12 protein-coding genes and 1 riboswitch are annotated in these 15,117 nt (G+C 29.2%); of the genes, 4 read left to right on the forward strand and 8 right to left on the reverse strand.

The features are described from left to right. The first annotated feature begins 166 nt into the window (after window positions 1-166). Window positions 167-1,525 (forward strand): M24 family metallopeptidase, encoded by a 1,359-nt coding sequence (locus BW723_RS08685; protein ID WP_068355919.1) that lies wholly within the window; start codon window positions 167-169, stop codon window positions 1,523-1,525. Continuing rightward, window positions 1,526-2,083, forward strand: coding sequence for a DNA-3-methyladenine glycosylase I (locus BW723_RS08690; protein WP_068355916.1), 558 nt, complete (start codon window positions 1,526-1,528; stop codon window positions 2,081-2,083). Window positions 2,084-2,150: 67 nt separating this feature from the next. Here the strand turns inward: BW723_RS08690 and BW723_RS08695 are convergent, their stop codons facing one another. Next, window positions 2,151-2,360 carry a hypothetical protein gene (locus BW723_RS08695; RefSeq protein WP_226789195.1) on the reverse strand — a complete coding sequence of 70 codons (210 nt, stop codon included), beginning with the start codon at window positions 2,358-2,360 and terminating at the stop codon, window positions 2,151-2,153. 105 nt (window positions 2,361-2,465) lie between these two features. On the opposite strand from BW723_RS08695, the gene BW723_RS08700 reads away from it, so the two are divergent. After that, window positions 2,466-2,852: a pyrophosphohydrolase domain-containing protein gene (locus BW723_RS08700; protein WP_068355913.1), complete on the forward strand. Its 387-nt coding sequence runs from the start codon at window positions 2,466-2,468 to the stop codon at window positions 2,850-2,852. Between the two features lie 2 nt (window positions 2,853-2,854). Here the strand turns inward: BW723_RS08700 and BW723_RS08705 are convergent, their stop codons facing one another. From BW723_RS08705 to metK, 7 genes are all read right to left on the reverse strand, one after another. Next, the gene (locus tag BW723_RS08705; RefSeq protein ID WP_068355910.1) at window positions 2,855-3,415 is read right to left on the reverse strand and encodes a DUF922 domain-containing protein; all 561 of its coding nucleotides are present in this window, start codon (window positions 3,413-3,415) and stop codon (window positions 2,855-2,857) included. Window positions 3,416-3,436: 21 nt separating this feature from the next. After that, complete coding sequence (locus tag BW723_RS08710) at window positions 3,437-4,090, reverse strand: hypothetical protein (RefSeq protein WP_068355907.1); 654 nt, start codon at window positions 4,088-4,090, stop codon at window positions 3,437-3,439. A gap of 133 nt (window positions 4,091-4,223) precedes the next feature. Beyond that, window positions 4,224-5,471 (reverse strand): DNA cytosine methyltransferase, encoded by a 1,248-nt coding sequence (locus BW723_RS08715; RefSeq protein WP_217491450.1) that lies wholly within the window; start codon window positions 5,469-5,471, stop codon window positions 4,224-4,226. Window positions 5,472-5,535: 64 nt separating this feature from the next. Further along, window positions 5,536-7,152: a carboxypeptidase-like regulatory domain-containing protein gene (locus BW723_RS08720; protein ID WP_068355903.1), complete on the reverse strand. Its 1,617-nt coding sequence runs from the start codon at window positions 7,150-7,152 to the stop codon at window positions 5,536-5,538. A gap of 86 nt (window positions 7,153-7,238) precedes the next feature. Further along, window positions 7,239-9,734 (reverse strand): zinc-dependent metalloprotease, encoded by a 2,496-nt coding sequence (locus BW723_RS08725; protein WP_068355900.1) that lies wholly within the window; start codon window positions 9,732-9,734, stop codon window positions 7,239-7,241. Window positions 9,735-10,012: 278 nt separating this feature from the next. After that, a complete protein-coding gene (locus tag BW723_RS08730) occupies window positions 10,013-11,761 on the reverse strand; it encodes an LruC domain-containing protein (RefSeq protein ID WP_083139511.1) in 1,749 nt (582 codons plus the stop codon). 237 nt (window positions 11,762-11,998) lie between these two features. Further along, window positions 11,999-13,255, reverse strand: a complete 1,257-nt coding sequence (metK, locus tag BW723_RS08735) for a methionine adenosyltransferase (RefSeq protein ID WP_068355869.1) — start codon at window positions 13,253-13,255, stop codon at window positions 11,999-12,001. A 333-nt stretch (window positions 13,256-13,588) separates the two neighbouring features. Beyond that, window positions 13,589-13,718: riboswitch (SAM riboswitch) on the forward strand. 122 nt (window positions 13,719-13,840) lie between these two features. Here metK and BW723_RS08740 point away from each other — a divergent pair. After that, a complete protein-coding gene (locus BW723_RS08740) occupies window positions 13,841-15,115 on the forward strand; it encodes an O-acetylhomoserine aminocarboxypropyltransferase/cysteine synthase family protein (RefSeq protein ID WP_068355866.1) in 1,275 nt (424 codons plus the stop codon). The last annotated feature ends 2 nt before the right edge of the window (window positions 15,116-15,117 follow it).

Genomic DNA, 15,117 nt, shown 5'->3' on the forward strand with positions numbered 1-15,117 from the left:
CCATTTTATCTTTTGTAAAAGTAGATTAGATTGTTTGCAAAGAAAAATGAGAATGAGTGAAAACTACCTTTTAATGAGTAAACAGAAATAAAACCTCAAAAATTATTCCAAATTGTATTATTTTTAAATCTTTAATATTAATTTTAGGACTTAAAACCAGCTTTTTATGTTTAAAAAAATACTTACGCTAATTGTATTTACAACCTTCTTTTCTTGCGGAAATCAAGAGGGAAATCAACAAGTAACAGAAAATTTATATTCAATTTTAAAAGAGAAAGATAGAGCTGTTTTAAAGGATGAACTTTTAGAAGACAGGTTCAATAATTTGTTACCAAAATTAATGGATAAAGCAGATATTGATATGTGGTTGTTAATCTCTAGAGAATATAATGAAGACCCAATTTTAAAAACAATGTTGCCAGCCACTTGGTTAAATGCTAGAAGAAGAACAATTATTGTTTTTTATAGAAACAAAGAAAATAATACTTTAGAAAGATTGGCTGTTGCTAGATACGATATTGGTAAAAGCATTCAATCTGCTTGGGATAAAGAAAAAGAACCCAATCAATGGAAAGCATTAGTAGCAATTATTAAAGAAAGAAATCCTAAGAAAATAGGTGTAAATTCATCTACACATTTTGCTTTAGCAGATGGTTTGGTAAAAACCGATTATGATGAACTGAACCAAAATTTACCAGAAGATTTAAAAAGTAAACTGGTTTCTGCAGAAAAATTAGGCATTGCTTGGATAGAAACCAGAACAGAAAAAGAGTTGGCACTTTTTAGAAAACTAGTAACAATTACCCATAATATTATTGATGAAGCTTTTTCGGAAAAAACAATAATTCCGGGTAAAACAACTACAGATGATGTGGTTTGGTTTTTAAGACAAAAAGTTACAGATTTAGGTTTAGAAACTTGGTTTCATCCCACAATAGACGTGCAAAGAAATAATGAAGCTTTAAAATCTCATATCGAATCTTTTTCTAAAAGTAAAGATGAAAAAGTGATACAAAAAGGAGATTTGTTACATTGCGATTTCGGAATTACTTACATTGGCTTAAACACAGATTGCCAACAACATGCTTATGTTTTAAAAGATAACGAAACTCAAGTTCCAGAATTTTTACAAGAAGCCTTTAAAAAAGGAAATAGAGTGCAAGATATTTTAACCAATAATATGAAAGCTGGTTTAACTGGGAATCAGATTTTAGCAAATTCTTTAAAACAAGGTAAAAGCGAAGGTTTAAGGCCATCAATTTATACACATCCTTTAGGTAAATATGGGCATAGTGCAGGTACAACCATTGGTATGTGGGATTCTCAAAACGGAGTGCCTTTTAACGGAGATTATCCTCTGCAAAAAAATACAGCTTACGCCATAGAACTCAATACAACTGTTAACATTAAAGAATGGAATAAAGATATTAGAATAATGTTAGAGGAAGCTGGTTTTTTTGGCGATAACACCTTTGAGTACGTAAATAAAAGACAAACAGAAATTAAACCAATCAAAATTAATTAAATGAAACAAAGATGTTTTTGGGTAACTGATAGTAAATTGTATCAAGATTATCACGATTTTGAATGGGGAGAACCTGTGTATGATGATAAAATTTTATTTGAATTTTTAATATTAGAAACGTTTCAGGCAGGTGTAAGTTGGATTACCATTTTAAATAAAAGAGAAAATTTTAGAAAGGCTTTTGATAATTTTGATTATCAAAAAATAGCTAAATATTCAGAGAGTAAGTTTAATGAATTAATGCAAGATGCAGGTATTATTAGAAATAAATTAAAAATAAGAAGTACTATTTCTAATGCGCAATTGTTTATGGATATTCAAAAAGAGTTTGGTTCTTTTTCTAAATTTATTTGGAGTTACGTTGATGGAAAACCAATTTTAAATCAGTTTCATAAAAAAGAAGATGTACCAGCTAAAACATCAATTTCAGATCAGCTTTCTAAGGATTTAAAAAAACGCGGATTTAAATTTACAGGTTCTACAGTAATGTATGCCTATATGCAAGCGGTTGGTATGGTAAATGATCATACAACAGATTGTTTTAAATATCCGAATTAATGTAGAGTTTTGTAATAATTGGTTTTGAAAAAAAATCTTAGATTTCTAAGAATCGTAAAAAACGAAGTTAATTACCAAAAATAATACGAATCGCTATAAAAATAGCCACAATTAATCCACCGTAAATAGCAACTTTTTTACCAGCATTTTTGTAATAACGCTCGTGGTTTTTAATGTCTTTTTTATAACTGATAAATATTAAGGTTCCGAAAGCTAAAACAAAAAAGACGATAAAAATTATTCTTCCAGTAGTAAAATAGGCATTTATAAACATCATCTTTATTCTTAATAAGTTTTTAATTAATCCAATATTAGCCCCTTTAAATTATTATAAAGTTTCTATATCTTGTGTTTTGCAAAATTACAAATAAAAGTAGACTAAATGAAAAACAAAATAGCAGCAGTTCACGAATTTCACACAGCGTTTAAATTAAATATTCAAGACAAGCCAACTGTAAATATTTCTGATGATAGAAAAAAGTTACGTTTTGAGTTAATGAAAGAAGAAAATGAGGAATATTTAGAAGCTGCACAAAATAACGATTTGGTTGAGGTTGCCGATGCATTAGGAGATATGTTATATATTTTATGTGGTACCATTATAGAACACGGAATGCAAGATAAAATCGAAGAGGTTTTTAATGAAATTCAACGTTCTAATATGAGTAAATTAGGTGAAGATGGTAAACCAATTTACAGAGAAGATGGTAAAGTTTTAAAAGGACCTAGTTATTTTAAACCAGATTTTTCTAAGATTTTAGGAGAGTAGGTTTATATATTTAGTGCAAATTTTTCAAGACCAGATAATTGTTGAGCTATGAATTTTTTCCATTTATTTTGGAGTGATTCTGATCTAGAAAAATCAGTTTCCAAATCATATTTTTTTTGATATTGAATGTATTCTTTAAAGAGTTTTTTGTGAATTCTTCTATAATCAGATTCTTCAATTTTTTTGTTGGATAATTTAGTTTTTAGAATTTCTTTTCGCATTTTTCTAGCATAAAGTTCAGCAATATCAAAATGTAGTTGTTCGTGATTTAAAATTAATTCACTGTTTGTGTTAATCCAAGATTTATACTTGTAAAACTTGGCTAACACTCGATAAAGATATTTCCCTCCTTTTTTTGCGTAAGGAACTATTATAATATTTGCTCCAGTTTGCGCTATGTTTTTCGAATTCTTATCAATTTTTCCTTTAAAATCTAACTTTTTAACTTTTACATTTTTAGACCAAGTAATTGATTTTTTTTCACTTTTATTTTGTGCACCAGTATTTACAGAAACACTAATAAAAACGATTAAAAAGATTAATTTTATTAAAGATATGTGCATAGTTTTTTATCAAAAATAAATTTAAATAATTTTGAAAGAAAACTCATTATTTTCACTTTCAAAGATAAAAATACATTTAGCAATTACATTCTTATAAGAAACATAATTAATTTCATTTTGTAATAATTTTATAAAATGTTGATATGCTTTCACTTTTAAATTCCAATGGCATCTTAAAAATAAGCACCTTTTATTATCATAAAAAGAATGATGCACAATAAACAATCGATTCTGAATATGGTTTCTTACTCCTTTACTTTGGTTTTGGTAATAATAATTGATAATTTTTTCTTCATCAGAAAAAGTGAAATTTGCTCTTAGTTTTTTAGGAACAATAGTGCCTTTTAAATCAAATCTTAAATTTTTGTTATTATCGAATTCAATATCCCAGTCTTTATCTTTAGCATTTGGGTTTTTCAGAATATCGTTTTGGCTATAGAATAAATATTCATCAACTCTGGCACATTGCCATAAAAACCATCTTCTTCTGTAATAATTTTTATCAGTATTACTCAAAGGTTTAATCTTGTTTTCTAATTGATTTTTACTTCGAATTTTAAAAAGATTTATTTTGGCATCAGTAATATCATTCTGAATATTTCCCCAATTTAATGGGATGTTTTTACTCAATTCTTGTAGTTCTTTACTAAGTTTTAAAAATTCATCTTTATTCATAGCAGTTTTCTTTAGCAATTCTATAAAGATACTACTATTCAGATTGATAGTTGTTTAGGGTGTAAAATGATGAAAATTATTCCTGTTTAGAGAAGTTTTGAAGATGATAAATAATTTAGAAAACTAAGATGAATTATTCTTTTTCCAATGTTTTTTTAATGGATAAACCTATGGCTTTTGCCAAAAAAGGAGGTACAGCATTACCAATTTGTACCATCTGTTTGCCTTTTGCACCTTTAAAAATAAAATCGTCAGGAAAAGATTGCAATCTAGCCATTTCTCGAACTGTAATTACTCTTGGTTCTATAGGATGAATGTTTACACCTCCATGATTTTCTTTAATGGTACAGCTAGCTTCGTTCCAAGGGCATTTTTTCCAAGAATCAGAATAATTATCGTATAAACTTTTACCTTCTGGTACTAATGCCAAACGTTCTTTCATAGCATCGCTATGCTTGGTTCTAATATGATTAAATTCTGCATTGTCTTTTACGTTAATTAAATCTTGAATCGCTTCTTTTGTAGTGATGTAAGAACCCGATTCTAATAAAGGAGAAGGGTGATAATTTGTTTTTTGAATTCTATTAGCAATAAAAATTACACGTTCTCTTTTTTGTGGCACGTAATAATCTGCAGAATTTAAAACAGTAACATTTACTTCGTAGCCGAGTTTTTTTATGTCGTTTTTTATTTTGTCTTCTACTTTGCCTTTTAGCATAGAGCGTAAACCTTTTACGTTTTCTGCAACAATAAATTCTGGTTGTAGTTCATCGATTATTTCTAGCATATCTTTGTATAAAGAGTTTCTTTCGTCTTCTACAATTCTACTGCCAGACATACTAAAACCTTGGCATGGAAAGCCGCCAGAAAGTACAGTTAATGGTTTGCCTTTTAGCTGTTTTTTTACCGTGTTTATAAATTTATCTTTTATAGATTTGTCTGTAATATCTCCTTCAATATGTGGATGTGTAAAATTGTGTCTGTAAGTTAAACCAGCTTCTTTAAACCAATCTAAACCACCAACTTGATTAAAACCAGCCATTTCAAAACCTTTAGCCATACCACCTGCACCACAAAATAAATCTGCAGAAGTTAGTTTGTTTTTCTTCGGATTGTCCCAGTCTTCAGAAATATCAATCCAATTTACTTTATCTGTTTTTGTAGATTTACTTTTCAGGTTTTTAAAATTAATTTCTTCGTTTTTTTTAGAAACAGAAGCATTTAAAAAGCGTTGTAATTCAGTTGCTTCAATTCGATGAACACCACCAATTTTATGCGATTGTAGTTTGCCAGAATGTATATACCTTCTTACCGATTTTTGAGATACATTTAAGTTGTTTGCAACATCTTCTATTCTTAACATTTTCGATAAATTGTCCATTAATGTCTAGTTTTGTCCAAATATAAAAATAATCAAGAATTTATTTATGGTTAGCTATGTAATATTATTCTTTCGTTTTTTTTAATGGCGAGTTAATCCAATAAGCCTCTTTAAAATTTGCTTTTGTGATTTTGCTTTCTGAAAGAGGTAAGTTTTTATTGACAAAGTTTTTTTGAAGCGGTAATTTTTTGTTCTCAAAAACTTCTTGTACAAATAGTTCTCTATATTGATTTAATTTGATGCTTGGTCTTTTGTCAATTTCAAAACCGTTTACATCTTTAATTTTTGTAATATCAAAAGTAAAAAAGGAAGCGTAGTTTGGGTTTTTACTTTCATTTATAAAGTTAATTTTCTCTATAGATTTTTTATCAACATAAACAATAATAGTGTTTTTGGCTGTTTCCATATGCTTTACATCTGTTACGTTTAACTTTACATTTTTAAAGTAAATTTTAATTTTTTTATGAAAAGGTGTTACTGTATTAAAATTTAATTGTCGATTAAAAGAAATTTTAAAAGTGTTGTTTTTTGAGTTAAAAGTAGTTTTAATAATCTTAAAATAATTACCATTAGTTGCTTCGAAAAAATTGTTGAAAGAAATGTAATTTAAATACATTTTATCATTTTTTTGATTGTAATCTATGGTTATTGAATATTGAGGTTTTTTACTTTTTCTGTAAAATAGGTTGTAGTTTAACTTATGAATTGCAAAGTTGTTTTTAGAAATATAAATATATCCGCTTGCGAAGTATTCATAACTAGTTTTGTGTTTTTTTGAATTAAAGTATATTTTATAAAGCGGAGTATTGTCTGTATAAATTGTTTCTTTTAAAAATATTAAGTGATTATTTATAAAGTCTTTTTTAAAAATATTGGCAAATGAAAAAGACATTTTATCATAATTTCTAATGGCGTTTGTTAAGTCTAAAATATTTAATTCATTGCCTCCTAAAGGAGTTATATAAACGCTTTCTGAGTATTTTCTACTTTTATTATCATAAGGAATAGTTAATGATGCATCCTGAATAAATTTTTGATTAATGCCATAATTGTAAACTAAAGTTTGATTTTTTTTATCCTTTAATTTATCTGATTTAAATCCATTATCATAAGATTCTAAAATGCCCTCATGAACGTTTAAATACTCAATAGCTTTTTCTGATTTTATTAATTTTTGATAAGTATTATCTGCAGGTTGTTGATAATCTCTGTAATACCCAATATATGAATGTGGTTGAGTAGGGTAGTTGTTTAAAATGTTTTCAATAGCTTTTCTTACAATTTGTGCGCCAGATAAGGTTTTTTGCTTCTTTTTCTTTTCTTTATTCTTTTTAGAAGTTGTAATTACAATTTCTTGTAATTTGTTATTTGATTTGTTAAGATGAATAATATTAACAATATCTAATTTTAATTCAGAGAGCTTAATTTCTTTTGATTTATAACCAATAGAAGATATTCTAATAATTGCATTTTGATAATATTTTATCGGGATTTCGAAATTACCATTTAAATCTGCATGTGTACCTCTATTGATGTTTTTTAGCATTACAGTAGCGTAAACAACTGGTTCTTTGGTAGAAGTGTCTATTACTTTATAAGATATTTTAGTTTGCTTTTCTTGACTATAAGTAGTGCTAGATAAAAAGAAGAGAATAATAAAAAGGCTAAATTTATTTATCAAAAATAGATGTATTTAAATCAATTTAAAAGTAAAAACCACACCAAAAACATGGTGTGGTTTAAATATAACTTTTAAATAATATTCAATTATTTAGGTTCTAAAATCATATCGATTCTATCAACAACATCTTGTAAGTGGTAACGTCTTAATGTATTACCAGAATAAGCTGCTTTTTTAGCATCTCTTTGAATACGTTTTAACTCACCTCTTGCTACAGATTTTACATCAGATTGGTTAATAGTAATTCCTGATCTTTTTCTGTAACCACTGTTAGCTCCTCTTTGATCTTTCGCTTTATTTAATAAATAATCTAATCGATCTAAATGTGCTCTTTGTAAGTTTCTTCTATATGTGTCTATAGATGCTCCATTGTAAATTTCAGTCCAAACACCTTTACGTAAATCACTCATCATATTAACAAGTGTATAAGATTTAGATGCCCCGTTTAAAGTTTCATTTTCTATCATTCTAGCCATTCTACCAGCATCTAAAATGTTGTTTAAATTTCTAGCTTGTAAACCACGAACTCTTTCTACAGAGCCAGAAAATTCAGTTTTGCTAAAAATGTTTTCATCGATCATCCATTTAGGAGTTTTAAACAATTCATCAATAACAAATTGTAAAGCTTCTTTTTGAATAGCTTTATCTACGTGTGTATAAACAGCTCCTTCTTGGTCTGTAGTTTTATAGTTTTCGTAAACACCACCAATATTAGCAGAAACGTGTCCTATATATCTATTAAACTGACTTAAAACTTGGCCATACATTGTAGATAAGTTTTCGTAGGTTTCACCTTTTTCAGATGTCCATTCTTCTAATCTTGGTAAAATTCTTTGTAAATTTTTAATTCCGTACATAGAAGCTTTCATTGCATCATCACCTAAATCTTCTGTTTGAGAACTAGGATCTACAACTCCACCTGCTTGTTGATGACCAAATCTATACATTGGATCTCCAGCGTGTTTTAAAATCCAAGAATCTAAAACTGGTTTTTCTTCTTCAGCAGTTTTATCTAAAATTGGTCTATAACCCCAAGCAATTGCATATTTATCATAAACCCCAATGTTTGGCATTAAAGCAACACCTTTATCTTCTGGCTGTGCAACATAATTAAAACGAGCATAATCCATAATAGAAGGTGCAGTTCCGTATTTTTTTGTGAATGATGCAGAACGTAAAGAATCTACAGGGTAAGCAGACGAACTCCCCATATTATGTGGTAATCCTAAAGTATGTCCTAATTCATGTGATGAAACAAATTTAATTAATTCACCCATTGTTTCTGTCTTAAAGTTATTCCCTCTTGCATCAGGATTAATTGCTGCAGTTTGAATAAAGAACCAGTTATGTAATAAAGACATTACATTATGATACCAGTTAATATCAGATTCTAAAATTTCTCCAGAACGTGGGTCACTAACGTGAGGTCCATTTGCATTTGGTATAGGAGAAGCTAAATATCTAATAACAGAATAACGCACATCTTCTGGGCTATATTCTGGGTCTTCTTCTTTTGTTGGTGCTCTTTTTGCAATAATTGCATTTTTAAAACCTGCTGCTTCAAAAGCAACTTGCCAATCATTTACACCTTGTATAATATAAGGAACCCATTCTTCTGGTGTAGCTCTATCTACATAATAAACAATTTGTTTTTTAGGCTCTACTAATTCACCTCTTTTAAACTTCTCAATATCTTCGTCTTTAACTTCTAAACGATATCTATCTAAATAAGCAACAGTTTTACTTTTTTGTGCATCTAAACCATAATCAGTTTGTCCACGTGCAAACCAACCAACTCTTTCATCAAAATAACGACGTTTCATTGGTACCTTTGGTAATAAAACCATAGAGTTACTCATTTCTAAAGTAATAGAACCCAAAGCACTATTTGATGGTGCTTTGTTAGCAAAATATGTTTTTACGTGTCTTACTTCTATATTTTGAGGATAACTACTTACTCTGTCTATATAAGAACGTGTTTTATCTAATCTTGTAGCTTGATAAAATTTTCTGTAAAATCCTGGGAAACCAAGAGGTTTTACATCTGTAGAAAATAAAGAAGTTGCATCGATTACAGTTGCTGTAGAATCTTTACTAAATGCTTTAATAGGAAAAGCAAATAAAATAGGCTCTAAGTTAGAGTTTACAACTGCTTCATGTACTGGTAATATTGTATCTGCAACAACATTATGAGAAACAACTCTTAATAAAATTTGTTTTTGTTTCTTTTCCCAACGTAAAACTTGTGTGTTTGTTTTTCCGCCACCAAAACCAATTCCGCTAGCAGTTTTAGCGATTCTTGTTACCATTAACATTTCTCTTTTTAAAAGAGAATCAGGAATTTCGAATAAATAAGTATTGTCTTTTTGATGAACTTTAAATAAACCTTCGTCAGTTTTATATTCTTTGGTAACTACCTTAGCATAAGGCTGAATTGCGCCTTTTTTAGGCTTTGGTTTCGGAGCAACCTTTTTAGGTTCTTCTTTCTTTTTTTTCTTCTTAAAAATTTGGGCTTCAGCGTTTGCAGAGAAACCTAAAACAAGAGCAAAAAGAAGTACTCTCGAAAATATTTTTTTAGTCATAATGTGTAATTTGAATTGTTTTCGAAATTACGGAAACTTTAAAAAACTAAAACCTTAAAGTTTTGTTAAAGAGGATGTGTAACTGTATTATTTAAAAAATTATAAAAAAAACTTCTTAGATTCAATGTTGTAACGCAACAAATCGTATTGTTTTTTTTGTTCTTAATTTTAAAAAAAATATATTTTATAAGTTGTTTTTCAGGTTTCTAGATTTTGTTATATACTAAAAAACCACTGACTAAAAATAGTCAGTGGTTTTTTAGTATATATGTTTAACTTTAATCTTTTAAGTTTGTTTCAACTCTGTATCCATTTTTGTCTAGAAACCAATCTTTTTTTGTTGTACCACCAGATGTTGCCCACTTAGCAAAATAGTTATAGGCTTCTGTAATAATTACTTTTTCTTTTGGTGCTCTATACTCTCCTGTTATATTAATAGCCCAAGGTAAACCTGTAGGAGATTTAAAATCACCATCACTATCTTTTACATCTCCAGACGTTTCTATAGTAGTCGTTGTTGGGTAATAAGTAGTTGCTTTCGTTGGTAAATGTACTTCTTTAAGTCTGTTTTTGTTTACGATTAAAAAAGGATTAAAAGGTGCAGTACCTAGAGCTGCAGTTGTTATAGGGGTTTCAAATACAATTGATATTGTATTGCTTATACCTACATTAATGTGAGAGTTATCAAAGAATATAATTACTGCATTTTGTTGAGATTGCTCGGTTCCGTTTGCGTTATTTTGAATAAATCCTTCTGTTAAATTTTGTCCTATAACACTTGATATTGCAGATGGTGAAACACCTTCTAGTTCTAAACCAAACCCGTTTGTATAACTTGCTCCAATAGATTCAACGATATAGTTATAGTCTAATTGAGTTACTTTGTTTTCTGCATCTAAAATAGTTTGAATATTGTAACTTATCACTAAATCATTAAAATCATAATCACCAGCATAAGGCCATAAATCCTCAAAAGCTAACGTTGCGTTTGTTAATTCAGATGGATAATACATTTTATTATTAACACTTGTACAATCACCAGCAACGGTTTCTGTAATTACAATATTGTCAATAAAATTACCATAACTTCCATTGTCAACAGCTTCAAAAATAAAATAAGTGTCTTGTTGATCATCAGGTACAGTGTAAGTTCCTGAATATTGTACCCATTCAGATTTGCCTGTAGACATATTTGCTTCTATGGTTGCAGTAGCTAAGTTTTCTCCAATTCTAACTACAGCATTATCTACACCAGTTCTTCCACGATGCCAAACAGACCAGCTTATTTCTGCGCCAGGACTTGTACAAATACGCTGATATAAAGCAGAGCTTAGATTTGCATTTAATTCTGCAAAGTAAGTTCCGTTTTGAGCTGTTACACCATTAAATCCAGATTTCCATAACTCAATTTTATTATCCGTAGCAGTTGTAGACCAGCCCTCAACATTAGTTTCGTCCGTTATTGTATAAGTATTTGGGAGTTTTGGTCCGTTTTCAAAATCACTATTTAAAAAGAAGTTATCTGTACAAATAGAACAAGCATCAGTGTTTGTTTTAGATGTACTTGTTGTTTTGCTTGAAGACTTATTTTCTGATTTAAAATTAATTTGATTATTTGTAATCGTTATAATTTCTGATGTATATTCAAGGCCATCTTTTCTTAAAACATATACTTTATCATAAACACTTGATAAGCTAAAAGAATGGTTAAGTTCACCATCATATGGTTTACCAGAGTATAACAAATAATTTAAGGCATCAGAAATATTTTCTTCTTCTGTGTTTGAATTTTCTGAGTATGCAAAAACTTCGTATTTTACAAAAGGGGTAGCATCTGTAATAGATAATGTTACCGCTCTTTCTGTTTCAAAGTTAAAATTATCAGGAATTGATAAATTTTCTAAAACATTTATAGGAGTCTCTGTAATGTCTTCTGATTCTGGGTTTTGAATGTCATCTGCATTTGGCACACAAGAGCTAAGAATAAGCAAAAAAGATAATACAAGGTAAAAGTTAAATGTTTTCATTATATAAAGGTATTAATGTTTTTTTATATTATGTGGTAAAGATATACATATAGAGGTATTATTTTTTAAAATAAAGATTAGTTCAGTCTTTGTTGCATTAAATTGCAAGCAAGTGCCGACGAATGGTATTTGATTTCATAAATTTTATAAAAAGTTTACGAAGTATAGTTCTAAAATACAAAAAAAAAGACTGCCTTTTTAGACAGTCTTTCTATAAAATATTATTTTAAAACGCTTTTACGACTTAAAAGCTTCTTTAATAGTATCTACGTAATCTAATTTTTCCCATGTAAAAGTTTCAACTTCTTCAGAAACTGTTTCTCCCATAGGATTTGTAAATGTAACCGTTTTTACTTCTGGAGTCCTACCCATATGTCCATAAGCAGAAGTTTCTGAGTAAATAGGTGTTCTTAATTTTAAACGTTGTTCTATAAAATAAGGACGCATGTCAAAAATTTCTTCAACTTTTTTACTGATTTCTCCATCAGATAAAGCTACAGTAGCTGTGCCATAAGTTTCTACATTTATACTTGTTGGTTTAGCAACACCAATGGCATAAGAAACTTGAACCAAAACTTCTTTACACAAACCTGCAGCTACTAAATTTTTAGCAATATGTCTGGTTGCATACGCTCCAGATCTATCTACTTTACTTGGGTCTTTACCAGAAAAAGCTCCACCTCCATGAGCACCTTTTCCTCCATAAGTATCTACAATAATTTTACGACCAGTTAAACCAGTATCTCCATGAGGACCACCAATAACAAAAATTCCTGTTGGGTTTATGTGATACGTAATATCATCAGTAAATAATTTTTGAATATGAGCAGGCAATTTTGCAACAACTCTAGGAATTAAAATCTCAACAATATCTTTTTTAATTTTTGATAACATTACTTCTTCTGAAGTATTAAAATCGTCATGTTGTGTAGAGATTACAATGGCATCAATTCTTTGCGGAACGTTATCATCAGAATACTCAATAGTAACCTGACTTTTTGCATCTGGTCTTAAATAAGTAATGTCTGAATTTTCTCTTCGGATTTCTGCTAATTCTTTTAACAATCTGTGAGATAATTCTAAAGCCAAAGGCATATAGTTTTCGGTTTCGTCTGTAGCGTAACCAAACATCATTCCTTGATCTCCAGCACCTTGTTCTTCTGGGCTAGATCTATCAACTCCTTGATTAATATCTGGTGATTGTTCATGAATTGCAGATAAAACTCCACAGGAATTTCCATCAAACATGTATTCTCCTTTAGTGTAACCAATTTTGTTGATTACATCTCTGGCAATTTTTTGAACGTCTAAGTACGTTTTAGATTTTACTTCACCTGCTAACACTACTTGACCTGTTGTAACTAAAGTTTCACAAGCTACTTTACTATCTTTATCAAAAGCTAAAAAGTTATCGATTAAAGCGTCAGATATCTGATCTGCAACTTTATCTGGATGTCCTTCTGAAACACTTTCTGATGTAAATAAATACGACATAAATTTATATGTATTTTAAATAAATTATAATAATAAATGATTGCTTTGTCGCTAAAAGAAGTAGGAAATTACTGCTTTAGCATTTTTTGTTTAAACTGAATTAATTTCAGTTTCAGAGGTTGCAATCAGTTCAAATTTTTCCTCTGTATTGAAATGCAAATTTACATCATTCTTAGAAATAATTGCATTTTTATAAAAAAAATATTCTTTTTTAGGGTTAATTCGTAAAATACTATCAATTTGTTAAATAAAACAAAATAAATTGAATTTTACTTGGATATTAAATTTTTCTATTGCAATATTTGTACTCACAAAGTTCAATAACTTATTGAAATGTTATCAAGAAAGGTGAAGGGATTAGACCCAATGAAGCCTTAGCAACCCTTTGTTATGCTGAAATCTATTCAGTGTTTTAAAGAAGGTGCTAAATTCTACTCAACTATTTTAGTTGGATAGATAACAAAAATGAATATTCCAAATACGGATATTTAATTTTCTTAATAACATTTTTCTAGTAAACACATCAATAAAAATTGATGATTTTGACTTTTGTTTTAATTATTTATTAACTCAAAAAATAGAAAAATGAGTACACACAAATTAGCAACTAACGCGTTGCACGCAGGTCATGATGTAAAAGCAAATGGAGGAACAAGAGCAGTGCCTATTTATCAAACATCATCGTATGTTTTTAATGATTCAGAACACGCAGCAAATCTTTTTTCATTAAAAGAGTTAGGTTTTATCTATACAAGATTAAATAACCCAACAAATCAAATTTTACAAGAACGTTTAGCAGCTGTAGAAGGTGGAATAGGAGCTGTAGTTTTTGCTTCTGGAACATCTGCAATTTCAACTGGATTGTTAACGCTTTTAAAAGCAGGAGATCATATTGTAGCATCAAGTAGTTTATATGGAGGTACGTACAATTTATTAAATGTAACTTTACCAAGATTGAGTATTACAACTACGTTTGTTGATGCTTCTAATCCTGATAATTTTAAGGATGCTGTACAAGAAAATACAAGAGCATTTTTTGTAGAATCTTTAGGGAATCCGAAGTTAGATGTATTAGATTTAGAAGCAATTGCTGAGCATTCTAAAGCAGCAGAAGTTCCTTTTATTGTAGATAATACTGTGGCTACACCAGCTTTATTAAACCCAATTAAACACGGAGCAAATATTGTAATTCATTCCTTAACAAAATATATTGGTGGTCAAGGAACATCTTTAGGTGGTGCTATTATTGATACAGGAACTTTTAACTGGGCAAATGGAAAATTTCCAGAATTTACAGAGCCTTCTGCAGGTTATCATGGTTTAAAATATCATGAAGTTTTAGGTGCAGCATCTTATACTTTTAAATTAATTTTAGAAGGATTACGTGATTTTGGTGGAGCATTAAGTCCAACAAACGCATTTAATATTATTCAAGGTTTAGAAACTTTACCAGTTAGAATTAAACAACACTCAGAAAATGCATTGGCTTTAGCAACTTGGTTAGAAGCGCAAGAAGAAGTTGCTTGGGTAAACTATCCTGGTTTAGAAAGTAGTAAATACAATGATTTAGCTAAAAAATATTTGCCAAAAGGACAAAGTGGAATTGTAACTTTTGGTCATAAAGGCGGATTTGAAGCTGCAAAAACCATTGCAGATAAAACAAAAGTTTTCTCTTTATTAGCAAATATTGGAGATACAAAATCATTAATCATTCATCCAGCAAGTACAACACATCAACAATTAGATGAAGCTCAGCAAGAAAGTGCTGGAGTTTCTCAAGATTTAATTCGTTTGTCTGTAGGTATTGAAGATTTGGAAGATTTAAAAGCAGATTTAAAAGCAGCTTTTTCAGAAATATAAAT

Origin of the sequence: Polaribacter reichenbachii (assembly GCF_001975665.1) — a bacterium.
Lineage (GTDB): Bacteria > Bacteroidota > Bacteroidia > Flavobacteriales > Flavobacteriaceae > Polaribacter > Polaribacter reichenbachii.